This is a genomic window from Dactylosporangium siamense (assembly GCF_016862795.1).
GTDB lineage: Bacteria > Actinomycetota > Actinomycetes > Mycobacteriales > Micromonosporaceae > Dactylosporangium > Dactylosporangium siamense.
Genome location: NZ_BONQ01000081.1, coordinates 101,223 through 124,161, shown reverse-complemented (window position 1 = coordinate 124,161; position 22,939 = coordinate 101,223). Strand labels below are relative to the sequence as shown.

25 protein-coding genes are annotated in these 22,939 nt (G+C 73.4%); 9 read left to right on the top strand and 16 right to left on the bottom strand.

The annotated features are described in order from the left end of the window. Window positions 1–52 precede the first annotated feature (52 nt). Complete coding sequence (locus Dsi01nite_RS26015; RefSeq protein ID WP_239136172.1) at window positions 53–478, top strand: DUF6086 family protein; 426 nt, start codon at window positions 53–55, stop codon at window positions 476–478. 125 nt (window positions 479–603) lie between these two features. Here the strand turns inward: Dsi01nite_RS26015 and Dsi01nite_RS26010 are convergent, their stop codons facing one another. Beyond that, window positions 604–1,833, bottom strand: coding sequence for a M48 family metallopeptidase (locus tag Dsi01nite_RS26010; protein ID WP_203848874.1), 1,230 nt, complete (start codon window positions 1,831–1,833; stop codon window positions 604–606). A gap of 101 nt (window positions 1,834–1,934) precedes the next feature. Here Dsi01nite_RS26010 and Dsi01nite_RS26005 point away from each other — a divergent pair, with 101 nt between their 5' ends. The 4 genes from Dsi01nite_RS26005 (at window position 1,935) to Dsi01nite_RS58420 (ending at window position 4,904) form a co-directional block, all read left to right on the top strand. Further along, the gene (locus Dsi01nite_RS26005; protein ID WP_203848873.1) at window positions 1,935–2,543 is read left to right on the top strand and encodes a hypothetical protein; all 609 of its coding nucleotides are present in this window, start codon (window positions 1,935–1,937) and stop codon (window positions 2,541–2,543) included. Between the two features lie 182 nt (window positions 2,544–2,725). Next, on the top strand, window positions 2,726–3,988 hold the full coding sequence (locus tag Dsi01nite_RS26000) for an acyltransferase family protein (protein WP_203848872.1): 1,263 nt from the start codon (window positions 2,726–2,728) through the stop codon (window positions 3,986–3,988). A 68-nt stretch (window positions 3,989–4,056) separates the two neighbouring features. After that, window positions 4,057–4,632 (top strand): hypothetical protein, encoded by a 576-nt coding sequence (locus tag Dsi01nite_RS25995; protein ID WP_203848871.1) that lies wholly within the window; start codon window positions 4,057–4,059, stop codon window positions 4,630–4,632. A gap of 146 nt (window positions 4,633–4,778) precedes the next feature. Continuing rightward, the gene (locus tag Dsi01nite_RS58420; RefSeq protein ID WP_275423417.1) at window positions 4,779–4,904 is read left to right on the top strand and encodes a hypothetical protein; all 126 of its coding nucleotides are present in this window, start codon (window positions 4,779–4,781) and stop codon (window positions 4,902–4,904) included. A 147-nt stretch (window positions 4,905–5,051) separates the two neighbouring features. Here the strand turns inward: Dsi01nite_RS58420 and Dsi01nite_RS25990 are convergent, their stop codons facing one another. The 5 genes from Dsi01nite_RS25990 to Dsi01nite_RS25970 all read right to left on the bottom strand — a co-directional run bounded on the left by Dsi01nite_RS25990 (window position 5,052) and on the right by Dsi01nite_RS25970 (window position 9,476). Beyond that, on the bottom strand, window positions 5,052–6,119 hold the full coding sequence (locus tag Dsi01nite_RS25990) for a HupE/UreJ family protein (protein ID WP_203848870.1): 1,068 nt from the start codon (window positions 6,117–6,119) through the stop codon (window positions 5,052–5,054). Window positions 6,120–6,229: 110 nt separating this feature from the next. After that, the gene (locus Dsi01nite_RS25985; RefSeq protein ID WP_203848869.1) at window positions 6,230–6,802 is read right to left on the bottom strand and encodes a hypothetical protein; all 573 of its coding nucleotides are present in this window, start codon (window positions 6,800–6,802) and stop codon (window positions 6,230–6,232) included. Window positions 6,803–6,953: 151 nt separating this feature from the next. Continuing rightward, window positions 6,954–7,157, bottom strand: a complete 204-nt coding sequence (locus tag Dsi01nite_RS25980) for a hypothetical protein (RefSeq protein ID WP_203848868.1) — start codon at window positions 7,155–7,157, stop codon at window positions 6,954–6,956. A 5-nt stretch (window positions 7,158–7,162) separates the two neighbouring features. Beyond that, on the bottom strand, window positions 7,163–8,059 hold the full coding sequence (locus Dsi01nite_RS25975; protein WP_203848867.1) for a glycosyltransferase: 897 nt from the start codon (window positions 8,057–8,059) through the stop codon (window positions 7,163–7,165). A 238-nt stretch (window positions 8,060–8,297) separates the two neighbouring features. Then, window positions 8,298–9,476 (bottom strand): FAD-dependent monooxygenase, encoded by a 1,179-nt coding sequence (locus Dsi01nite_RS25970; protein ID WP_203848866.1) that lies wholly within the window; start codon window positions 9,474–9,476, stop codon window positions 8,298–8,300. Between the two features lie 92 nt (window positions 9,477–9,568). Between Dsi01nite_RS25970 and Dsi01nite_RS25965 the strand changes: the two genes are divergently transcribed. Then, window positions 9,569–10,285, top strand: a complete 717-nt coding sequence (locus tag Dsi01nite_RS25965) for a TetR/AcrR family transcriptional regulator (RefSeq protein ID WP_203848865.1) — start codon at window positions 9,569–9,571, stop codon at window positions 10,283–10,285. Window positions 10,286–10,353: 68 nt separating this feature from the next. Here Dsi01nite_RS25965 and Dsi01nite_RS25960 read toward each other — a convergent pair whose 3' ends face one another. The 3 genes from Dsi01nite_RS25960 to Dsi01nite_RS25950 are packed head-to-tail and all read right to left on the bottom strand — an operon-like array spanning window position 10,354 to window position 14,325. After that, a complete protein-coding gene (locus Dsi01nite_RS25960; RefSeq protein ID WP_203848864.1) occupies window positions 10,354–11,013 on the bottom strand; it encodes an ABC transporter ATP-binding protein in 660 nt (219 codons plus the stop codon). Further along, window positions 11,010–11,693 (bottom strand): ABC transporter ATP-binding protein, encoded by a 684-nt coding sequence (locus Dsi01nite_RS25955; protein ID WP_203848863.1) that lies wholly within the window; start codon window positions 11,691–11,693, stop codon window positions 11,010–11,012. Before Dsi01nite_RS25955 ends, Dsi01nite_RS25960 begins: the two co-directional genes overlap by 4 nt. After that, window positions 11,680–14,325: an ABC transporter permease gene (locus Dsi01nite_RS25950; RefSeq protein ID WP_203848862.1), complete on the bottom strand. Its 2,646-nt coding sequence runs from the start codon at window positions 14,323–14,325 to the stop codon at window positions 11,680–11,682. Before Dsi01nite_RS25950 ends, Dsi01nite_RS25955 begins: the two co-directional genes overlap by 14 nt. Window positions 14,326–14,576: 251 nt before the next feature. Between Dsi01nite_RS25950 and Dsi01nite_RS25945 the strand changes: the two genes are divergently transcribed. Beyond that, complete coding sequence (locus Dsi01nite_RS25945) at window positions 14,577–15,332, top strand: hypothetical protein (RefSeq protein WP_203848861.1); 756 nt, start codon at window positions 14,577–14,579, stop codon at window positions 15,330–15,332. Then, window positions 15,329–15,661, top strand: coding sequence for a transcriptional regulator (locus Dsi01nite_RS25940; RefSeq protein ID WP_239136171.1), 333 nt, complete (start codon window positions 15,329–15,331; stop codon window positions 15,659–15,661). Before Dsi01nite_RS25945 ends, Dsi01nite_RS25940 begins: the two co-directional genes overlap by 4 nt. Window position 15,662: 1 nt before the next feature. Here Dsi01nite_RS25940 and Dsi01nite_RS25935 read toward each other — a convergent pair whose 3' ends face one another. From Dsi01nite_RS25935 to Dsi01nite_RS57505, 5 genes are all read right to left on the bottom strand, one after another. Continuing rightward, window positions 15,663–16,829, bottom strand: coding sequence for a DUF1996 domain-containing protein (locus Dsi01nite_RS25935; protein WP_203848860.1), 1,167 nt, complete (start codon window positions 16,827–16,829; stop codon window positions 15,663–15,665). Between the two features lie 115 nt (window positions 16,830–16,944). Continuing rightward, on the bottom strand, window positions 16,945–18,030 hold the full coding sequence (locus tag Dsi01nite_RS25930; protein ID WP_203848859.1) for an epoxide hydrolase family protein: 1,086 nt from the start codon (window positions 18,028–18,030) through the stop codon (window positions 16,945–16,947). An 87-nt stretch (window positions 18,031–18,117) separates the two neighbouring features. Beyond that, on the bottom strand, window positions 18,118–18,573 hold the full coding sequence (locus Dsi01nite_RS25925) for a MarR family winged helix-turn-helix transcriptional regulator (RefSeq protein WP_203848858.1): 456 nt from the start codon (window positions 18,571–18,573) through the stop codon (window positions 18,118–18,120). A 24-nt stretch (window positions 18,574–18,597) separates the two neighbouring features. After that, window positions 18,598–18,969, bottom strand: coding sequence for a nuclear transport factor 2 family protein (locus tag Dsi01nite_RS25920; RefSeq protein WP_239136170.1), 372 nt, complete (start codon window positions 18,967–18,969; stop codon window positions 18,598–18,600). A gap of 209 nt (window positions 18,970–19,178) precedes the next feature. Then, window positions 19,179–20,672: a sialidase family protein gene (locus Dsi01nite_RS57505; protein WP_239136169.1), complete on the bottom strand. Its 1,494-nt coding sequence runs from the start codon at window positions 20,670–20,672 to the stop codon at window positions 19,179–19,181. A gap of 76 nt (window positions 20,673–20,748) precedes the next feature. On the opposite strand from Dsi01nite_RS57505, the gene Dsi01nite_RS25910 reads away from it, so the two are divergent. After that, a complete protein-coding gene (locus Dsi01nite_RS25910) occupies window positions 20,749–21,660 on the top strand; it encodes an aminoglycoside phosphotransferase family protein (RefSeq protein ID WP_203848856.1) in 912 nt (303 codons plus the stop codon). A gap of 50 nt (window positions 21,661–21,710) precedes the next feature. On the opposite strand, the gene Dsi01nite_RS25905 is transcribed toward Dsi01nite_RS25910, so the two are convergent. Beyond that, window positions 21,711–22,319: a class I SAM-dependent methyltransferase gene (locus Dsi01nite_RS25905; protein WP_203848855.1), complete on the bottom strand. Its 609-nt coding sequence runs from the start codon at window positions 22,317–22,319 to the stop codon at window positions 21,711–21,713. A gap of 30 nt (window positions 22,320–22,349) precedes the next feature. Beyond that, window positions 22,350–22,931: a hypothetical protein gene (locus Dsi01nite_RS25900; protein ID WP_203848854.1), complete on the bottom strand. Its 582-nt coding sequence runs from the start codon at window positions 22,929–22,931 to the stop codon at window positions 22,350–22,352. Window positions 22,932–22,939: the final 8 nt, after the last annotated feature.

The following is a 22,939-nucleotide window of genomic DNA, read 5'->3' as shown; positions in this document are numbered from 1 at the left end:
CGCCTGCGTATTTCGATTGTGGCGCTGCGAGCGCGGCGGTGATCATGGTGCGGTGAGTCAGTACTTCGACGATGTGACGACCGGGCAGACGTTGTGGAACCCGGCGACAAGGGTGGCGCAGCTCTTCTTCCGGATGACCGGGGCGTTGGAGCCGGTCGCGGCCCGGCCGTGCGGCATCGTGGACCTGGAGATCGACGAGTATGCCGTTGACCCCGAGGTGTTCGCCGCGTTCGTCGACGCGCTGGTGGCGGAGTATCTCGCGTCCAACCATCCGATCTTCAAGTCCATGCTGGGCGGATACCTGCCACAGGCAATGGTGATGGTCGAGCGGAGCGGCCGGGCGGTGACGGCGTTGACCGTGCCGGTTGGACGCTCGAACCGGGCTGTCTCGCTCAACGACGCGTTCAACCCGCCCGACGATCGTCGGGACCTCGCACAGCGGACCGCTGAGGCCGCCCGCTCGATGCCCACGGGCTAGGGACGACGCCGGCAGCAGCGCCGGTGAAGCGCCGAGCCGCCCTCTCGACAACATCCGCAACGGCTGACGAGGCGCGAACGATGACGATGGCATTGTGCCAACGGCTCGCATGCCGCGGGATGGAGTTACCCGTTCCTGAGGTCCCGCACCAGCCGGCGGTACATCGGCCGCAGCTCGACGTCGGTCTCCGCCGATTCCTGCGGGTCAGCCCACCCGTCGGCGGGAAGGGGCGGCGGCGCATCGGTGAGCATCTCGAGGCGCCGGCCGAGCGGCGGCGTGACGGCGAACGGTGACGCGTGACGGGTCACGTCGGCTTCGCAGCGTGCTGGCATCGACGGTGCGGCCGTTGCCAGGACTTCGGCGGCGAGGACCGGCCAGCCGGCGACGACCGCCTGGGGTTCGTCGCGCGGGACCGCGCCGGAGCGGTCGCCCGCGCGGGCGTCGCGGCGCAGGACGGTCACCATCGATTCGGCGAGCAGCCGCGTGGCGAGGACCGACCGGACCTGCGGCGTTCCGGCCACGGCGGCCGCACGGGCGTCCGCGGCGACGACCGCTCGGAACGCGTCGGGCTGCAGCAGCGTCAGGTAGCCGAGGCGCACGAGGCCGAAGGCGCCCTGCAGGAGCGCCATGAGCGGGCGGACGAGGTCGCCGACGAGATTGGTGTACGACTGTGCGTGCTGCTGGCCGATGCGCTGCGGGTTTGCCGCCATCATGCTGGTGACGTCGTCTTCGCGGCTCGCGTGCAGTCGTTTGTCTGCGGCCGGTTCGAAGATCGTCACCATGGTGGCGAGGGTTCGTTCGACGGTGCCGGTGAGCGCGGTGCGGCTCGGGTCACCGCTGAACCTGGCGAGTTCCAGGGCCACCAGCGCGGTGCGCTGCGCGGGGTCGAGCACCGCCCAGAGCGGGACGCCGATACGCAGGTAGCGGCGGCGCAGCAGGCCGGCGAAGCCCGAGTCGGCGGCGAACCGGTCGTCCATCGCGATGATGTGCGGGGCGGGCACGTTGAGCGCGGCGGCGGTCCGGTCGACCAGCGCGTGCAGCGCGACCGCGTCCGCACGCCGGACGGTGACGGCGTGGCGGGGCAGGGCCTGCGGTCGGGGCAGGGTCAGCACGCCGAAGAGCAGCAGCACCGCGCCGGGCAGCAGCGCGGCGCTGGGGAACCGCACGGTGCACAACCACGCGCCGCACAGCAGGACCGCGAACGCCCCGACCTGCACGACGACGGCGACGACGGCGGTGGCGGCCCGACGCAGCCGGCTCGGCGCGAGCTCGGCGCCGGCCTGCCGTCGAGCGCGTCGCGCCAACCGGGCGTCGAGCCATCGCCAGCCGATGATGTCGTCCACGCCGTCTGTCATGCGCGCATCGTCCCCTTTGGCCGCTCTGCGGCGCAAACCCCTGGAGTGTCGTTGCGTAGGATGGCGGTCTGGAAGGCTCCACCGCAGACCGTAGGAGGGTGATGGCCCGGCCCAGCGCGCGCACGCCGACGCGTCGCGCCGACTGGCTGGCCGGGGCCCTGGCCGCCGCGGTGGTCGGCGGGCTGAGCTGGCTCACCGCACACCTGTTGACCGGGCGGCTGCTGACCCACTCGCATCCCGGGCCGGACGGGACGGCGACGGTCGAGCACCTGCACCGCGGCCACGCCGCGGCGGTGGTCGGGTTGTTCCTGCTCGCATCCTGTCTCGCCGCAGCCGCGGTGGTGACAGTGCCACTGCGGCGACGCAGTGGCGACCCGGCCGGGACCGTCCGCCGGGCCAGCGCGGCGTCGACCGCGACGTTCCTGCTGGTCGAGTGCGTCGATGTCGCCGTCGCCGGGACGCACGCCGTCCCGGCACCGATGCTGCTGCTGTACGGGGCCGCGATCCACGCGCTGGTCGGCGCCGCCGCGGGCCTGGTGTGGCGGCGGAACACCGACCGGGTGCTGCGCCTGGCGGTGCACCTGCTGCGGGCCGGCACCCCCGAGCCCGAGATCACTGCGGTCCCGTCCGCTGACGACACGCTCCCGTTGGCGACCCGCTGGCTGACCGGCTGCGCCGCCGGTCGCGCTCCTCCGGCCGCGCCGGCCTGACCGAACCCCGCTTGCACGCCTGACGCCGTCGCGCGTCAGGCGCGGCGCTGCGCGCCCGAACGGGCCGGTGCCGTGGGCGGTCAGGCCCACTGCGTCCCCCACCGCCGCGCTCCAGGCAGCACGGCGGTCCTCTCCGCGGCCCGCAACGCACACGCGGGGCGTCATCGTCATCAGGAGCGCGCATGCCCGCACCAACCTCGAACCCGACCCGACATCGCGGCAGACACCGGTTCGGCGGCCACGGCACCCTCGAAACCTGCTCCGCCGGCCGCGACAACGGCATGGGATCCATCCGGCTCACCTTGGCCGTGGCCGTCGTCGTCGCCCACGCCACCTCCCTCGGCTTCGGGTGGGAGGATCTCGGCCACTCGCGGTTCCGGAGCCAGACCAACGTCGGCACCCTCGCCGTCTTCGGGTTCTTCGTGCTGTCCGGGCTGCTCATCACCCGCAGCGCCGCACGGACTCCGATCGGCCGGTTCGCCTGGCATCGCGCGCTGCGCATCCTGCCAGGGCTGTGGGTGTGCCTGCTCGTCACCGCGTTCGTCGTCGCGCCGGTCGTGGCGCTGCACGAACGCGGCACCCTCGACGGGTTCCTCGACGGGCCGCGCGGGCCGGTGCAGTACGTGTGGAACAACTGGTTCGTCGGGGTCCGCCAGTACGGCATCCAGGACCTCCTCGCGACCTCGACACCGTGGGGGCGGGAGACGAGCAGCAGCGTCTTCAACGGTGCGTTGTGGTCGCTGATCTACGAGTCGGCCTGTTATGCCGTGGCCGGGCTGGTCGCGGTGACCGGTGTGCTGCGGCGGGCGCCGTGGCTGCTGCCGGTCGCCGCCGCCGTCCTGTACCTCCGGATCGTCGCCGACCAGGTGCAGTCGCGGCTGCCGGTCGGGCCGCCGGCCGGGCACTACGGCTCGACCACGCTGCCGTTGTTCGGTGCGGTCTCCCACCAGTGGTTGATGTACCTGGGATTCGCGTTCCTGCTCGGCTCGGTGCTCGAGGTGTACCGCACGCGGATACCGATCCATGACGGCCTCGGTGTCGCCGGCGTGGTCGTGCTCATCGGGTCGCTGCTGCTCGGTGGGTTCTTCGTCGTCGGGCTGCCGGCCCTGGCGTACGTCCTGGTGTGGGCGGCCGTCCGGGCACCCCGCCGGCTGCGCCGGGTCGGGCAGGACAACGACTATTCGTACGGCGTGTACATCTACGGGTTCGTCGTCCAGCAGGCCCTCGCCACGTTCGGCGTGGCGCGGCTCGGCTACGCGGGGTACACGGCGGTGTCGCTGCTGCTCACGGCCGGCCTGGCGGTTGCCTCGTGGCACCTGGTCGAGCGGCGGGCCCTGGCACTCAAACGATGGCGGCCCGGACGCCGATCAGGGCATCCGGAGGAACTCCAACGCGAGAGCGACTCCCCCTCCGCGCGGCGTCCCGTGTACCGTTCGCCCGGTTGAGCGGCAACCGCGGCATCTGGGACGATGCTGGTGTCGGACGACGATCGCAGACGACGAAGCGGGCGGATGTGGCAGCGGACATCACCGGACGGCTGCGCGGACTGGTGTGGTCCGCGTCGGCGCTGATCGCCGGTGTGTGCGCGCTGCTGGTCGCGGAAGTGCTGATCGCCCGGCTGCTCACCCACGCACACGAGGCCGCCCACGGCACGCCCGCCGGGCTGCCGCACGTCCACAATCAGGCGCTGGCGTCGGCGTTGCTGATCGGCTGCCTGCTGCTCGCCTCGACCGGCGCGGCCGCGGTGGCCGCGAGACGGCGGCACGCCACCCGGCCCGTTGTCCTGTCGGCCAGCGGCCTGTCGATCGTGTCCTTCCTCGTCGGTCATACCGTCGTGTACGGGGCCGGCAGCCTCGCCCGGACCTGGCCGCTGCTGCTCGCCGGGGCCGCGATCCACGCCGGAGTCGGTGCGTGCGCGGGGTTGTTGTGGCGGCGCTGGCTCGACGGCGTGCGCCTGCCTGTCCAGCGTCCGGTCGCAGCGCCCGCCGCGCGGCCGCCGCACAGCACCGCCCGTCATCCGGCGCCGTTGCGCCCGCTGTGGTGGACCGCATCGGTCTTGGGGCGCGCCCCGCCGCTGCGCCAGGTGTGACCTTGCCGGGACGCCGAGCGTCCCGGGCTCGACCTCCCTGCGCACCGGGCCTCGCCCGGGAGCGGACCGGCGCAGTTGCGCACCGTCGCCCGGCCGGGGCTCCCGCGACACGGTGCCGCGCTGCGACACGACGGACGGAGCATCTTTTGGAACCTGACAAACACGACGACGAGGAGTCGACCAGCGTCCCTGGCGCCGGAGCGCTCGTGCTGATCGGTGTGGTGGGAATCCTGATCATTGTGGGCTTCCTGTACACCGTCATGACCGGTTGACGGTGGCGGTCGCGAGGCGGGGCACCGCGTGCGGCAGACGGTGCCCCGCCTCGACGCTCAGCGTGCACGCAGAAGACCACGTCGGTCTCGGCGCGCCGCCGAACCCGACGGACGCCCGCGCGCAGCAGACACGCGCGGGCGGTCCGGTCACTCCGCGGTCTTGGACCGGGGGTCGGCGAACCACGCCTTCACGAACTGCTGCAACGCCGGCAGGTCGTACGCCGAACAGGTCAGCGTGCCGCGCACGTGCGTCGCGGTCAGCAGCGCCGCCTGGTCCGGGCGCGGGCCCGCGGAGACCTTCCCACCCGCCGGGCCGGTGATGTAGGTCCGCAGTTCGGCGAGCTGTTCGGCGGGCAGCGCCGGCTGGTACTGCACGATGACGTGCCCGTCGCCGAGCACATGCCCGAAGTCCTTCAGCGGTGCCGTCTCGGCCGGCTCGTAGAAGTCCCGCGCCGGGTGGCCACCTGCCCCGTACGGCAACGTGTCCTGCCGCTCCCCCGCCGCGCACGGCCCCGACGCCGCTGCCGGCAGCGGATCCGGGCGGTTCGCGCGGTCCAGCAGCACGAGGCCGGCGGCGAGGAAGCCCAGCACGATGAGCCCGACCGACGCGACCCGCTGTGCCTGGTCCGAGGTCAGCTTCGCCGGCAGGTAGCTGGCGATGATCGCGACCGCGAGCAGCGCGAGGACCTGACCGACCTCGATGCCGACGTTGAACGCGACGATCCGGCCGAGGCTGCCGAGACCATGGACGTCGATGTCCTGCAACCGGGTCGACAACCCGAGCCCGTGGATGAGCCCGAACCCGGCGACCGCACCGGCGAACCACCGCCAGTGCATCGGGGTCTTCGGCCGGGCGAACAGCGCGACGGCGCCGACGAACACGACGCTGAGCCCGATGACGAGGTCGACCTTGACCGGGCTGATCCGCCACTCGGCGAGGGACGCGGCGATCAGCGTGACGCTGTGACCGAGCGCGAACAGCGAGATCAGCCCGGCCGCGCGGCGGGCCTGCCCGGCGATCAACGCGACCCCGGCGACGAACAGCAGGTGGTCCCAGCCGAGCAGCATGTGGGTGATCCCGAGCCACACGAACTCGGGGATGGTCTTGCCGGCACCGTCGACGCCGTGCGCGGACGCGGTCGACGGGACGGTGAGGACGAAGGTGAGCGCGAGCCCGAGGCCGATGACGGCACGTAAGGCACGACGGTATGGCATGGCGATGGAAGCCCTCTCGATGGGAGTGGGGGCACGGCAAGCCGGACCCGGTGACGTCTGAGCCGGACGGGACACCAACACCGCCGACCGGACGAGCACCAGGTCAGCGGCTAAGCGAACACCGACCACCGGGGAGGACCACGGCCGGCCCGCCGCAACGACAGCCGCCTGGATCGGCGCTGCGGCGGCGGTCCGAACCCGCCGGGCGCGGGCTGCTCCACGCTGATGGGCACGCCTGCGAGCGCCGCGGCCGCGATGAGGATTCCCTCGACCCCACGCCGGCACAGCACCGCAGCGGTCGCAGCGCACAGTGCGTGCACCGCGAGACCGGCCAGCAGCACCAGCGGCGGCGGCACGACATGCTGCTCGGAGAACGCGAAGCCGGCCGACTCCGCGGCGAGGAACACCCCGACGGACCACCGCCCGGCCTGCCGCACCCCGGCGGGGGCGGCGCCCGGCCGCAGCGACACCGCGCAGGCGACCGCGAGCAGCGCGACCCCGGTCAGCGCCGCCACCAGCACCGCCAGCGCGGCGTCCCGGGCGTGGACGTGCCCGACGCCGGCGGCGACACCGTGCGCCGCCTCATGCTGGTGGGCGAGCAGCCACGACGTGACCAGGTGCGCCATGAGCCAGCCGGAGACACCGAACGCCAGCGCGGACACCGGGACCACCGATCGCCGCACCGGCTGCGACCATTCGTCGCGGTTCGTCGTCCCCACCTCCGCCCGGCCGTCGGGTGCCGTCATCGTACGTGGCCGCCGAGGATCACCGGCAAGGCGTTGGGCGGCTCGGATCCCCGCCACGGAAGCGCTTCGAGCCGGGTGACGGCACAACCTACGTGGCCGGCTCCGGGGAGACAGCGGTGGCGGGCGCGCTGTCCGGCTCCTCGGCGCGGGTCCGGGTCAGCCGGGCGGCGGCGGCCAGGAGGATCGTGGCCGCCGCGGTCAGGGCGGCGCAGTGAAGCCCCGGGTTCGCCATGATGCGCCGCAGGGCGCCGTCCCTGATCAGGTGCGCGAAGCCCGGGTTCGTGCCGTCCATCGCCGTCACCCGGTCCCGCGCGCCGCGAGGTACTCCGCGCAGGACGGCAGGTTCCGGTCGCGGATGACCTGCTCGATGAGGAAGTTGTCGTGGTCCGGGCGCAGGCGCGTGATCGGGGTGTCGTACTTGGCGGCGAAGTACCGGTGGTTCGCCGTGGCGCTGCGGGTGTCCTCCTTGGGGTGCGGGCAGTGCACCGCGGCCGCGTCCCGGCTCAGCAGGAACCGGGCTCCCGCACGATGCAGCCGGTACGCCAGATCGACGTCCTCACCGCCCCAGGACCGGTACGCCTCGTCGAACATCCCGACCGCACGGGCCTGTGCCGTGTTCACCGACACGTTGCAGGTCCAGAAGACCAGCCAGGGCGCCGCGAGGGTCCACAGCCGCTCGCCGTAGCGGTCGTAGTAGTGGTCGCGGATGTCGGGCAGCGAACGGTCCCGCGCGAGCCGCTCGATGGTGCCGTCCGGGTCCGCCGGGTCGACGCTGCCCGGCGGTGGTGTGTTGGTCGACGGCGCGGCCCAGACGTAGCCGATGACCGCGGCCGGGCCGGTCGTGCGCTCGTGTGCGGCGCAGTGCGCGGTCAGCGCCCGCGAGCTGAGCACCACGCCGGAGTCGACGAAGACGCTCACCGGGCCGCGGGCGTCCCGCAGGCCCATGTTGCGGGCCTGCGCCGCCCGGAAGCCTTCGTCCTGCTGGTAGCGGTACCGGATGTGCAGCCGGTCCGCGTAGCCGGCGACCAGCTCGTCGGTGCCGTCGCTGGATCCGTCGTCGGCCACGATCACCTCGAAGTCGTCGACCGGCAGGTCCTGCCGCACGAACGAGTCGAGGGTGTGCCGCAGCAGCGCGGCCCGGTTGTACGTCGGCACGATGACCGTGCAGCGCGGCGGCGCGGTCATGATGTCCATGGCAGATCCCGGCCCCCGTCGCCGCGCATCGACCGTCCTCTTTTCATCAAATCGTGAGAGCGATTTCACAAACTACTGTCATGGCAATCATCGGACGTCCTGATCTGCGGCAGGGCAATGCTGTCGTGCGAGAAACCGCTCTCCCATAGGTCGATACATCGGCCGCAACGGATGACGGTCGAACCGTATCGGAAGATGCACGCATCGGGAAGCCACGATGCGACGAGCAACCGGCGCGTCAGCCGGCCAGCGCGTAGTCGGGCAGCGCCAGATCGGTGGCCCGGTCGTCGGCGAGCTTCAGCTGCAGGGCCATGACAGCGGGCCGGTTCAGCATCCAGTTGCGCGTCCGGGCCGCCCACGCCCGCCGGGGCGCGAGGAACCGGCCGGTGGTGTCGCCGCCCTTCTGGGTGCGCCGGGCATAGTCGTGCAGGAGCCGCTCGTAGCGCGGGAAGGCCACCGTGTGGTCACCACCGGCCGCGACGAGTTCGCCGGCCAGGGTGTAGGCGGCGACGAGCCCGGTCCCGGTGCCCATCCCGCCGATGGTGGCGCCGCAGGCCGCGTCCCCGACCAGCACGACCCGCCCGCGCGACCACGGCGTGATGTCGACCCGGCAGATCGCGTCGAAGTACAGGTCGGGAGTGTCGTCCAGTGCGGCGAGGAGCCGCGGCACCTGCCAGCCGACACCGGCGAACCGGTCCCGCAGGATCGCCTTCTGCGCCTCGGCGTCGCGCCGGTCGAACTCCAGCGGCGGCGAGGCGAACGCCAGGAACGCGCCGGCCCGGGCGGGGTCGCGGTGGTCGCCGCCGACGCTCGCCATGCGGCCCGGCACGTTGTACAGCAGCGAGGTGCGGTCCCGCAGGCCGAGATCGTTGGGCACGCTCCAGGTGGCGACGTAGTAGCCGAGGTGGCGCACGTAGCGCGACTCGGGGCCGAAGACGAGCCGGCGCACCCCCGAGTGCACCCCGTCGGCGCCAACCACGAGGTCGAACCTGCGGTGGGTGCCGCCGGCGAAGGTCACGTCCACCCCGTCGGGCGTCTCGACCAGCGCGGTGACGCTGTCGCCGAAGCGGAACTCGGCGGTCGCCCGGGCATGCTCGTGCAGGACCCGGGCAAGGTCGCCGCGCAGCACCTCGAGGTCGCCGCCGGCGAAGTCCGCGGGCAGCTCCATGAGGCGCCGGCCGTGCTCGTCGACGAAGCGCATCGCGGTGCCGCCGGTCCGCACCCGCTGCAGGTCGGCCAGGATGCCCATCCGCTCCAGGATCGAGCGGTGCAGCGGGCCGCGGAAGTCGACCGCGTTGCCGCCGGTCCGCAGCGTCGGGGCGATTTCCACCACGGTGGTGTCGTAGCCCGCGCGGCCGAGCCAGTGGGCGAGCACGAAGCCGGCGACACCGGCACCGGAGATCAGAACGGAAGGCATCGCAAGGTCCCCCTCGGAAATTGTGTCCGGCGGACACGGTTACTTCTGTGTACGGTAGACGCAGTTTCCGGACCGGGCAAGGGGTGGCCGAGATGACGATCGAGTTCCTGTGGGCGGAGCGGCCGCAGCCGACCCGCGGGCCGAAGCCGGCGCTGACCGCGCAGCAGGTCGCCGACACCGGCGTCGCGCTCGCCCGCGCCGAGGGGCTCGCCGCCCTGTCCATGCAACGGATCGCGGCCGAGCTCGGCTTCACGAAGATGTCGCTGTACCGCTACGTGCCGGGCAAGGCCGAGCTCGTCGCGCTCATGGTGGAGCGGGCGATCGGTGCGCCCCCGGCGGTCCCGGGGACCGACTGGCGGGCCGGGCTCAGCGCCTGGGCATCAGCCATGCTGGAGCGCTTCGTGACGCACCCGTGGGCCCTGGAGGCCACGCTCGGCCCCCGCCCGATCGGCCCGAACGAGCTCGCCTGGATGGAGGCGGCGCTGTCGGTGCTCGCCGACAGCGGGCTGACCGCGGCCGAGCGCCTCGACACCGTCGCGGTCCTCGCCGGTCACGCGCGGATGATCGCCCAGCAGGCGGCCGTCGCCCGGCACGGCGCGGCGGCCCCGGAGGGTGAGCTGCTCGACGCGATCGGCGCCGTCATCGGCCGGCACGCCGACCGGTTCCCGGCGCTCGCCGCGACGCTCGCCGAACCGGCCGAGGGCCGCAACCAGGCGTTCACGTTCGGCATCGACCGCATCCTCGACGGTGTCGGCCTGCTCATCGCCGCTCGTCGGGGCGACACCCCGGGGGCGGGCGGGCTGCCGTAACGGCATCGGGGCCGCCCGGCGCGTCGAGCTGGACCTAAGGCCCATGCCGGCTGCCGCACGGCGTCGTCTCACCAGGGTCGCGGCATGCCGGCGGTGGGGCGGGTGTCGCCGGCGAGGCGGCCGTCGCGCAGGGTCAGGATCCGGTCGGCACCGGCGATGACCTGTTCGTCGTGGCTGGCGACGACGACGGCGTGGCCCGTGTGGGCGTGCGAGCGCAGCACGTCCAGGAGGAGCTGGACGCGGGCGGGGTCCTGATGGCCGGTCGGCTCGTCGGCGAGCAGGAGCGCGGGCGACAGGCGCAGGGCCCGGGCGAGGGACGCGCGCTGCTGCTCCCCGCCGGACACCTGCGCTGGCAGCCGGTCCGCGAGGTGGGCGAGGTCGAGGGTCCGCAGGAGCTCATCAGTCGGGTGGCCGGTGTGGGTCGACAGCAGCGCGGGCAGCTCGACGTTCTCCCGGATGCTCAGCTCCGGCAGGAGGGCGAGGGACTGCGGCACGAAGCCGGTCTCGTGCCACCGGCTGCCGAGCCGCGTCGTCACGGTGCCGGTGTCCGGGGGTTCGTGGCCGGCGAGGACGCTGATGAGCGTGGTCTTGCCCGAGCCGGACGGGCCCGCCACGACGGTCAGCTCGCCGGCGTGGATCTCCACCGAGACCCCGTCGAGCGCGGTGACCCGTCCCGCGCCCGGGTAGCGGCGCGTGACCGAGTGGGTTGTCACCACTGGTGTCGTCACGTCGCCTCCTGGACGACCCGGCCGGCCTGCAGCCGGACCACCCGGTCGGCGCGCTGCCACACGGCGGGATCATGGGTGGCCGCGACGACCGCCACGCCGGCGTCGGCGATGACCCGTAGGGCGGCGACCACGGCGTCGACGTTGCCGTGGTCGAGCTGGCCGGTCGGCTCGTCCGCCACCAGGACCGACGGAGGACCGACCGCGGCGAACGCGATCGCGACCCGTTGCCGCTCGCCGCCGGACAGCTGGTGGGGCAGGTGGTTCACCCTGCCGTCGATGCCGAGCGGCGCCAGTAACGCTTCGCCGGTCTCCTCGGGTACACCGCGGATCTGTGCGGCGAGCCGCAGATGCTGTCGGACCGTCAGATAGGCGAGGAGGTTGTCGCCAGGGTCCTGGCGCACCAGGCCCAGCCGCGACCGGCGCAGCCGGGCCCGGCCGGCCGCCGACAGTGCGCCGATGTCCTGCCCGGCGATCGTGACCGTGCCCTCGTCCGGGCTGTCCATGCCGGTCAGCAGGCGCAGCAGGGTCGACTTGCCGGAGCCTGACGGGCCGATCACCGCGGTGATCATGCCCGCCGGGGCGCTGACGTCCACGTGCACCAGGGCGGGCACCAGATGCCCGTCGACCCGGTACGAGCGGGAGACCCGCACGCAGCCGGCGCCCTGTTCAGTCGATGTCACGCAGCACCTCCGAGGTCCGGCTGCGGGTGAGCCGCCAGTGGGTCACCACCGCCACCAGGACGGCGAAGCAGCCCACCGCGGTGAGCAGGCCTGCCATCACCGGCCACGGGAAGGACAGCACGGTGCCCGGCGGCGCGGCAGGGTCGACGTTGAGCTGGTCACGGACCGCGACAGCGGCGGTGACAGCCAGGCCGAGCCCCGCCGCGCACCCGGCGACGAGGGAACCGGCGAGCTCCGCCAGCAGCAGCCACCCCTGCACGGCGGAGCGCAGCCCCATCAGCCGGAGCATCGCGTACCCACGGCGCAGCACACGCAGGCGCGACTCCAGGTACAGCAGGAAGCCCACCATCGCCACCGTCGCGGTCAGCAGGGACAGCGCGGACAGGTAGGCGAACGTGTACGTCACCGGCTGGTAGAACGTGCCCGCGAGGCGGTCGTCGGCAACGGAGAACGACGCGACCCGCAGGCCCGCCGCGTCGACGGCCGCGCGGATCGGGTCCGGGTCACCGCGCACCCACAGTTGCGGCACGGCGCGGACGAGCACCTCCTGGCCGACGGCCGCCCGGTCGACGAGCAGGACCGGATAACCGCCGCGCGGGGCGGGCAGCGTCGACAGGGACGTGACCTCGAGGTCGACCGGAGGGTCGGCGCCGAACGTCATCGTGGCCGTGCCGTCCGGCACCGGCGCCGATGCGATCGCCCCCTTGGCGGGTGCGCGCAGGGCACGGGTCGCCTCGGCGAGCGTGGTGTCGTCCAGGCGGTCGTCCCAGAACGCGACGTCGGCGAACGTCACCGGGTCGACCGCCAGCAGCGAGACCTGCCGGTCGTCGAGCTGCACGTAGTCCACGCGCAGCACCGGCGTGGCCCGGCCGGCGAGAGTCGCGGGGATCGCACCCGGCTCGGCCAGCGTGATCACCACGTCGCTGCCGGCGCCGAGCCTGGCCTGCGCGGCGAGCGTGGCACTGACGGTCCTGGTCGCCGTCGCGCCGTAACCGGCCACCGCGACGGGCAATGCCGTGATCAGGGCGAGGGTCACCGCCGCCGCGGCCGAGTGGCGCAGCCGCCGCCGGTACAGCAGCCGCACCGCCGACCGCGCCACCGTCGTCGATCGGGTCCACCGCCGCACGGCCGCCGTCGCCAGGCGCGCGCCGAGGACGCAGAGGCACAGCATCGCCAGCATCGGCACGACGAGCAGCTTCCCCGGGAGCTGCACCATGGTCCCGTACTGACTGCCGAGCCGCACCATGGACCGGTCGCCGCCGGTGGACCAGTAGCCGGCCGCGGCCGCGAGCAGCAGCAGCTCCCACGGCGCCACGGCCAGGCGGCGCCGGACCCGTGCCTTGGGAGCGGGCGCGCCGGTCAGGGGCCGGCACGCGAGTGCGGCGGTCACCCCCAGCACCGCTGCCGCGAGGAGGAATGCGGACCCCGCGGCGATCAGCGACTGCACCAGCGCCGCGCCCGACACGTCGCTGCTCGGCCCCACCCGCGCGACCAGGAGCCAGGCCAGTGACCAGCCGCCCACGGCGCCGGCGGTGAGGGCGGGCAACGCCTCCAGGGCGGCCTTGACCCCCAGCCAGGGTGCGGTCGCGCCGAATGTGGCGAGGACGACGAGCTCCCGCTCGCGGCGACGGACCCAGAACGCGCCCGCCGCCATCACCACCGCCAGGCCCACCAGCAGACCGCCGGCGCTGATCGGCAGCACCGTCCCGCGCAGCTCCCGCTCGACCAGTGCCGCCCGCCCCGCCAGCGGTGGCAGGGCGGTGCGGTACAGGATCCGGCCGTCGTACCCGGTGGTCCGCAACCGCTCGTGCATGGTGGTGATGCCGGCGGCGAGCCGGGTCGCCTCGGGCGCGGTCAGGTCGATCGTCGCCGGCGCCCGCTCGATGCGCTGGGCGGTCTGGACGTGCGCGCCGCTCGCGATGGCCAGCATGCTCGCCCGATCGGCCAGGAGGAGGTCGAGCACCGGCACGTCGCTGCCGAGGCCGCCCGCCTGCTGGGCCGGGTCGCCACGGTACAGCGTCGAGATGCCGCACCAGAACGGGTCGTCGCCGGACCGGTCACGCAGGTCCCGGTAGATCGCCACGACCGGCACCGCCGTCGGCGCCCAGACCCGCCGCACGTTGTCGGCGCTCCACTCCTCGACGTTCGGCGAGATCGTGACGGTGTCCCCGGGCCGCAGCCCGTGCTCGGCCGCGAACCGGTCGGGCAGCCACAACCCGTGACCGGGACCGCCGGCGATGCGCTGGACATGTGCTTCGAAGCCGTTGCGCCCGGCGATGTTGACCCTGTTGTCGCCGACCGCCACCGCCGCGCTGACCAGGGTCACGGCCGGATCGCCGAGCCCTTCCGCCGCGGCCTGCGCCTCCTGCGTCACCGCCGTCGCCAGCACGGCGGGATCGACGGGCCGCTCCGGGGCGACCACCTGCGATCCGAGCGCCGCCGGGCAGACCGAGGAGGTCCTCGCCCGCAGCGTTGCGCTGCCGGCCGACGACAGGAACACCGGACCGGCCGCCGCCGGCAGGACCGCTACCGCGACCGCGACCGCGATCGCCACGGCCACGCTGGGCCGACGGAGCAGCAGCAACGGCCCGCGCCGCCACGGCGCCAGCGACAGCCAACCGCCATGAGCCATCCCGCGCATCCGTCCTCCGGCCCGCCGTTGACCAACAGACTGATAGACGCGTGCCGGGCAACCCTGGTTGCGCCCGCGGCGGCTACGGCTCCCAGATCAGCATCTGCCGGTGGTGCTCGAAGCCGTTGCGCAGGTAGAAGTGACGTCGCCGTGCAGCCAGGCGGCGACGTCCACGATCGGACGGTAGTTGACTTCATGGCCGCCGGGGTACACTCTGGATTACAGAGTTCCCTGGATTGCAGAGGTGACCGATGGACAGTTCCACTCCTGACCCGGCGGCCGTCCTGGCCGAGATGGGCGAGCTCAGAGCCCGCAGCCGGCGGCTCGCCCACGCCGGCGCCTGGCTGCCGGCGCTCATCCTGGCCGCGCTGCCACTGCTCAGCATCGGGCTCTACCGGCACCCGTTCGCGACCGTGAACGCGTCGTCCGTCGGCTACCCGTTCTGGGGTGGCCTGCCGGAGGAGCAGCGGGCCGCCCTGGCCTCCTACGTCTTCTGGCTGATCGTCGCGCCGCTCGCGTTCGTGCTCGTCGCCCAGTGGTACCGGCGCCGCGAGCACCGCCAGGGCATCCGCGTGCCGTGGCGGGTGCCGGTGACCGCCGGACTGGCCGCGCTGCTCTGCCTGCTCGCCCTGTTCGCGGCCCCGACCGGCGAGCCCGACCCCACGCTGAGCGCCGACAGCGGCCCGTGGTGGCGGGGGCTGCTCACCCCGCTGCTCAGCATCGCGGTCGCCGTGATCGCGCTCGGCGTGGTCGAGCGCAGCACCGCCATCACCCTGTCCGGGGTCTGGATGGCCGTGCTCGCCTGGCAGTTCTGCGCCATCGGTTTCATCGGCGGCCTGTTCGGCTGGCAGACCTGGATCCTCAACGGCGGCGAGGGGTCCGGCCCGGGCGGCCAGCTGACGCTGTTCGGCCTGGACCGTCCGGGACCTACCCTGATCCTCATGACGCTGCCGCTGCTCCTCGTCGGCCTGGTGCGCGCCGCCCGGTCCCGCGGGCAACTGCGGTGAGCGAGGGGCAGCCGCATCCCGCGGTCGGTCTCGACGACGTCATCCACCAGCGGGTCAGGCTCGGCATCCTCGTCATGCTCGCCGAGATCCGCGAGTGCGCCTTCGCCACCCTGCGCACCGAGCTGCAGCTCACCGACGGCAACCTCAACCGCCACGTGCAGGTCCTCGCCGACGCCGGCCTGGTCGTCGTCACCAAGGGCTACGAGGGCAACCGGCCCCGGACCTGGCTCAAACTCACCACCGAGGGCCGCCGGGCGCTGCGTGCCGAGCTGCTGGCCCTCGAGCAGCTCACCGCCCGCCTGAAGGCAGCGGACCTGGACGGCCCGTAGCCTATTTCTGGTATCCGTTGTTGTCGCAGGTCCGGCGCTGCAGCACGCAGTTCTTGGTGCGCTTGTTCATGGTGGTGACGTCCCACATCACGAACGCGTCGCCGTGCATCGACGAGGCGCTCTTGCCCTCCTTGTCCGAGGACAGGTAGTAGCCCTCCTGGGTGCCCTTCGCCCCGTACTGGATGTCGAAGGTGATCGCCGGGATCCGCACCGGATGGCTGGACGGGCAGCCGTTGCCGGAGCCGAAGGCCACGTGGTCCTTGTGGTTGGGGCTGTCCAGGTGCTTGCCGTCCCAGCAGTCCGGGAACTGCAGCATGAAGTGCAGGGTGGCGGGAGCCCCGCAGATGGGCCAGTTGCCGTTGGTGCTGCGGGCGACGCCGTCCAGGTCGCCCGGCCCGTAGAAGGCGCAGTAGAACTGGCCTTGCGCGCCGCGCGGCGTCGGCTGCTGCTTCTTCGCGTCGCCGGCGATCATGCGCAGGCCGTTGGGCATCGGCATCTGGCCGGTCGAGTTGCTGCGCAGCGAGCGGTAGTAGACCCGGAAGCCGGTGGTCTCCACCGGCTTGTTGGTGCCGTTCTCATACAGCGTCGGCACCCAGTACGCGGAGAGGTCCTGGACCGGTTTGCAGGTGGTGGCCGTGAACTTCGTCAGGTCCCCGGACCCGGTGCCGGCGTTGACGGCCTTGTTGCCGACGAAGGAGTGCATGTGCGAGGCGCCGGCGAGGCCCGGGAAGACGATCGGGTCGTCGGCCAGGGAGTGGCTGTACTGGCAGTCGGCCCGAAACTCCGGCAGGTTGCCCACGCCGGCGGGGACCGGGTCGGTCGCCAGCGCCTGATAGGCGTCGGCCTGCGCCTTCCAGGCCGACCCGACCGGGATCCAGCCGTTGACCGCCGCCTGCTCGATGGCCCCAGCGGCCGCCGGGGCCTTCGCGGACGCCGACGGCCGCGTGGACGCGGACCCGGACGGCACCGCGCTGGGCTGGTCGCTCTGCCCGGACGGGGCCGGGGCGTATCCGGCGGCGACGGTGCCCGCGTCCGCCGGCTCGGGTCCAGTGCCGCCGGTCAGGTACACCGCCGCGGCCGCGACGACGATCCCGGCCACGGCCACACCCGCCACCAGCCCGAGCCTCCCGCGGGTGAACCAACCGCCGGGGCGCACAACGTAGGACACAGACACACTCCAACGAGCAGGACACCACGGCCGCCGGTATCCTAAGCGCGCCCCGTCGCGCCCCCTAGCGTTCTAATGCGACTTTAAAAAAGATCCGGACGAATGCCGGAGGGGGTCAGTCGATCGCGGTCAGGAAGAAGTCGCGGACGTCGCCGGCGAGCAGGTCCGGGACCTCCATCGCGGCGAAGTGGCCACCGCGGTCGAACTCCGACCAGTGCCTGATGTCGTAGAGCCGCTCGGCGAGGGGTCGCACCGACTGCGTGATGTCGTGCGCGAACACCGCCACGCCGACCGGTGCCGGGCACTGCAGCGGCCCTCCCCGCGGGACGTCGTGGTGCAGCCGCCCCGAGGAGGCGGCGGTGGCGGTCAGCCAGTACAACGAGATGTCGGTGAGCATCCTGTCGTCACTGACCGGCGTGCCGGGGTCCGTCCAGTGCGCGAAGCGTTCGGCGATCCAGGCGAGCTGGCCGACCGGTGAGTCCGTCAGCGCGTAGCCGATGGTCTGCGGCGTGGCGGCCAGCAGCGACTGGTAGGGCGGGCGGTTCGCCATCAGGTGCCGGATCTTGTCCAGCCGGGCCTCGTCCGACTCGGAGAAGGTGATGCCGGCGTCCGGGTCCGGCCGGGTCGGCAGGTAGTTGACGTGCACGCCGACGACCCGCTCGGGGGCCACCGCGCCGAGGGCGAGGGAGATGCCCGCGCCGAAGTCGCCGCCGTGCGCGCCGTACCGCTCGTAACCGAGCCGGCGCATCAGCTCGGCCCAGGCCCGTGCGATCCGGGCGGCGTCCCAGCCGCGCTCGCGCGTCGGGCCGGAGAAGCCGTACCCCGGGATGGACGGGATCACGAGGTGGAAGTCGCGCGACAGCGGCTCGATCACGTCCTCGAACTCCAGGAACGAGCCGGGCCAGCCGTGGGTGAGGACCAGCGCGAGCGCGTCGGGCTTCGGGGAGCGGACGTGCACGAAGTGGATGTTCTGGCCCTCGATCTCGGTGGTGTAGTGCGGCAGCTCGTTGAGCCGGGCCTCGTGGGCGCGCCAGTCGTAACCGGTGCGCCAGTATCCGGCCAGCTCCTGGAGCCGGGCGAGGGGGAAGCCGTAGTCCCAGCCGGCGCCGGCGACCTCGTTGGGCCAGCGGGTGCGGCCGAGGCGGTCGGCGAGGTCGTCGAGGTCGGCCTGCGGGACGTCGATGCGGAAGGGCGTGATCATGACCGGACTCCAGGGGTCGGACCGAATAACGTTGGCCGGACCAACGATATCGCATTCGTTGGTACGGCCAACGATTCGTTGGCCACGTCACACCGGCTTGGCGTGGTGCTCCACGATCCGGGTCAGGAGCCGCACGAGCTGCTCCCGCTCAGCGGGCGACAGCGGGGCGCACAGGTCGTCCTGGATCTGCGCCAGGACGCCGTCCAGGCGGGCCAGGTGCCGGGCCGCCGCCGGGGTCGCGGTGATGACGTTGCGCCGGCGGTCCCCGGGGTCCGGGGACCGCTCGATCAGCTGCTGGCCGGCCAGCTCGTTCAGGGCCGCGACGACGTCACTGCGGTCGATGCCCGTGCGGCGGCCCAGCTCGGCCTGGCTGGCGGGCCCGCCGTCGGCCAGCGCGGCCAGCAGCCGGTAGTGATAGCCGCGCGCGTCGACGGCCGCGAACCCCTCGGCCACCAGGCGATGACTGTGCGCCGAGGCCTGGTTGATCAGCCAGCTCGGCGCGCGCTGGAGACGCCCGGATGGCGGCTGCGCGCCCGCGTTCATGACCGCCAGCCTACTGGCCACCGGTCAGCTCCAGGCGATGGTTCTTCCCGGCATCGGCTCCGCCAACGCCGCCCGCCACTGCGGAGGGCAGAAGGGGTCGGCGAAGTACTGGGTCTCGTGGACCACCTGCTCGCCGGCGAACTCCATGATGCTCACCGAGTACGTCGGCGTGCCGTCGTAGGTGATGACGCATTCGCTCACCCACCGGTCGCCGCAGCCCGCGATGCGCAGGACGGTGAAGTGCCGGTCGGCGGGGTGCTCGTCGCGTTGTGCCGCGATCGTCGCCCGGCCCTGGAACCGCTCACCCGACTGTGGGTAGTCCAGGATGGCGTCGTCGGCGTAGATCGCGTGCTCCGGGTCGGTTTCGCCGGCTTCCGACGCCCGCCAGTGCTCCACGATCGCGGCCCTGGTTCTCGTATCGAGTTCCCGTGTGGCGTAGTGCACCCTCCCAGATACCACGCCGGCCGCCGTCAAAACCGGCCCGCGTCGTAGGCCACCCGGGCCTCGGCCCAGGCCTTGATCGCGACCATGATCGGCAGGAGGCCGGCACCCAGCCGGGTGAGGGCGTAGTCGACCGGGCGACCAGGCCGTCGCGCAGCGCCGGGTCACCACGGGGTGAACGGGAACCGTTGCGGCGCCGCGCCGTTGCAGTCCCACAGCTGCAATCGCGTGCCATTGGTGGTGACCCCGCCGGGCGCGTCCAGGCAGCGGCCCGAGTTCGGGTTGAGCAGCGACCCGTCGGCGCGGCGCAGCCACTGCTGGGCCGCGGTGCCGTTGCAGTCCCAGATCTGCAGAGGGGTGCCGGCGGCGGTCGCCGCGCCCGGCACGTCCAGGCAGCGCCCGCGCGCCTCGACCGAGCCGTCGGGGCGCAGCGTCCACCGCTGGACCGGCGCGTCGTTGCACTGCCACGTCTGCACCACGGCGGCGTTGGCGGTGCCGCCGGCGGCCACGTCGACGCACGCGCCACTGGAGTGCGCGAACCGACCGGCGGCGTTCGAGGACGGCGGCAGCAGCGCCTCGCGGTAGACCGCCCGGCAGCCGGCCCCGGTGTCGTCGGTGGTCACCTGCAGCACGCCGGTGCCGTCGACGGTGGGCACGACGACCGGGCTGTAGTTCGCGCAGACGCCCGGGCGGGGGCCGGTGACCGCGACCGGCGCCGCCGTGGCGGCCCAGCTCCCGCCGCTGTCGAGGCTGGTGAACATCGCGGGGGCCGGCAGGTCGGTGCCGTTCGCGGCGCGGACCCGCTGCGCGATCAGCAGCACCCGGCCGGTGGCGGTCGTGGCGAGGGTCGGGGTCGCGGTCAGGTAGCGCCCGTCGGCGGTGGTCACCACCGGGTCCAGCCGCGCCGGGTCGCCCCAGTTCGTCGCGTCGGCCGAGGTGCGCGACCGCACCGCGCAGTCGTACTGCCCGCCGAAGCCGCACACCTCGTACGCGAGGAGCCACCGACCGTCGGGCAGCCGCCGCACCGCGGGCATGCCGGGACGGTGCCCGGGCTGCGGGCCGGTCACGATCGGCGTCCGCGCCGACCAGGTCACCCCGTCGGCGGAGACCGCCTGGACCAGGACCTGGCTGCGGCCGGGCTGGCTCTCGTCGGCGAAGTACGCGACGAGCCGCCCGCTCGGGTCGACGGCCAGCTCCGGCTCCCACAGGCCGCCGCTGTTGCCGGACCGGGCCACCGTCGACAGGAAGCGCCAGCTGCGGCCGGCGTCGGTGCTGGCCCACAACCGGATCGTCATGCGCCGCTCGCCACCGCCGTCCTGCCCGACCGCCCCGGCCCACAGCAGCGTGCCCGCGCCGAGCGCGCCGACCTGCCGGGGCAGCTCGAACAGCGTCGTGCAGCACAGACCCTGCCGCGCCTCGGGATCCGCGACCGTGCCGACCCGACGGAACCCGCCGCCGGCGTGCTCGTAGATCGCACCGGCCGGACCACCCGGCGGGAACTGGGTGACGGTGAGCAGCACCCGCCCGTCGGCGAGCCGGACCGCGCGCGGGTACATCGCCGTGCCGCCGTCAACGGGCGTGCCGGTCGCCGCGACCGCCACCGCCCCCGGCACCAGGAACGCCACCAGCAGCACGACAACGCCGAAGACTCGTCTCACACCGCCAGGCTGCGCCACGCCCATCGACACATCCATCGTTTTCGAAATATTTGGGCCCTCGACTACAGTTCGTCCGATGTCCCATGACGAGCTTGAGATCACCGCTGAACTGGTCCGGGATCTGGTGCTGGAGCAGCACCCCGACCTCGCCGACCGCCCGGTGCGCCTGGGCGCGCGCGGCTGGGACAACCAGTTGTGGCGGCTCGGCGACGACCTCGCCGTCCGGCTGCCGTGGGCCACCGGGGACGCCGACACGCTGCTGCGCAAGGAACATGCCTGGGTGCCCGTGCTGGCCCCGCGGCTTCCGCTGGCGGTGCCCGTGCCCCAGCGAATCGGCGAACCCACCGCACGGTTCCCTCGGCCCTGGCTGATCACCAACTGGGTGCCGGGCACCCCGGCCGACCGCGCCCCGATCACGAGCGGAGCGGACGCCGCGGAGTCTCTGGCCGCGTTCCTGGCGGCGCTGCACCAGCCCGCCCCCGACGGCGCGCCGGTCGGCCGGGGCCGCGGCGGCCGGCTCGCCGACGTGGCCGACGGGTTCGCCAGGAGTCTCACCTTCGCCGCCGAGCGCGGGCTGATCGACGACCTGGACGCCGTCGCCGCCGCCTGGGACGACGCGGTCGCCGCGCCCGCGTGGTCCGGGCCGCCGGTGTGGATCCACGCGGACCTGCACCCGGCCAACGTCCTCACCACCGGCGGCGTCCTCAGCGGCGTGATCGACTTCGGCGACCTCTGCGCCGGCGACCCGGCCTGCGACCTCGCCGCCGCGTGGATCCTGCTGCCGGACGGCGACCGCGACCGTTTCCACGCGGCCTACCGGCCGGCCCCGGATGCCGCGACCCTGCGGCGTGCTCGCGGCTGGGCGTTGGGCCGGGCTCTCGCCGGCCTGATCATCGGCGACAACGGCGTCCGCGGCGAGCCCGGCGGCCAGCCCACCTGGGGCCCGCCCGCCCGCGCCTCCCTGCACCGCCTCATCGCCACCCGCTGAGCCGGCCCACGACCAGCCCACGACCAGCCCACCACCAGCTCACCACCAGCTCAGGACCCGTTCAGGACCGCCGCGATCGCCGCGACCTGGCGGTGCGTGTCGTCGGCGGGTCGGTGCTGGCGCTCGACCTCCGTGAAACCGGCGGCCGCCAACCGCGCGGCGAGCTCGTCGGCGGGCCAGCGGTAGGCCGTCGTCACCTTGTGGTCGAAGGCGCCGAGCTCGTCGTAGTCGAAGAAGCCGACCACCAGCGTGCCCCCCGGCGCCAGCACCCGCCGGAGCTCCGCGAGCGCACCGTCGATCTCCTCCGGCGGCAGGTGGATCAGCGAGAACCAGGCCAGGACACCGGCGAGGGAGCCGTCCTCGATGTCGAGGTTGCGCATCGACCCGAGCTGGTAGTCGCCGTCCGGGTGGGCCGCCTTCGCGTAGGCGACGAACTCGGGGACCATGTCGATCCCCCGCGCATCGACGCCCAGCGACCGCAGGTAGCCGGTGATCTGGCCGGGGCCGCAGCCCGCGTCGAGCACGGTGCCGGGCCGGATCGTCAGATGGCGGCCGATGAACGCGAGGTCCTCGGCGTCCACCTGCTCGCTCGTGCCGAACAGCCCGATGTAGATGTCGGCGATGGCGGTGTACGCGTCCCGAACCTGCTCCACAGTCACCGCGCGGACTCTACGCCGCTTACCTCAGCCTCAGCCGAAGGGCGAGCGCCGTGGGGTCGGGGTCAGCATCGGCGCCACGGCGGTGAGGTCCACGACCGGGACGTCCGGCGCGACGAGGTGCACGGCGGCGATGAACGCCGCGCGGTCCACCGGGAACCCGTTGGTGGAGCGGCTGGCCGCCACCACGTCGGCCGGCACGTGCCAGATCATGCTCACGACGTTGGCCGGGATGCGCTGCGCCAGCGGGGCCGGACCGTCGTGGCCCTCGAAGCCGACGTAGGTCTCGGTCCACAGCAGCAGGCGCACGCGGAACAGGTACACCGCCGAGATGTCCGGCCACGCCACGAAGTCGGACGTCACGCGGTACAGCGGCGGTCGCCCGCCGAACTCGATGCCCCGCTCGTCGACCCGCAGCCCGACCTTGCGGGTGAGCGCGGCGTGGCCGTACAGCGCGAGGATGGTGCCGGGCGCCGCGTAGCAGCCGGCTGCGACGAGCGGCCCCACGTCCGGGCCGCCCACGAGCAGCGCGACGGTGCCCGCGATCAGGCCCGCCGTCACCAGCCCCCACACCGTCCGGCTGACGCGGTACCTGGCCTGATACTCGTTGATCATGCGCCGCA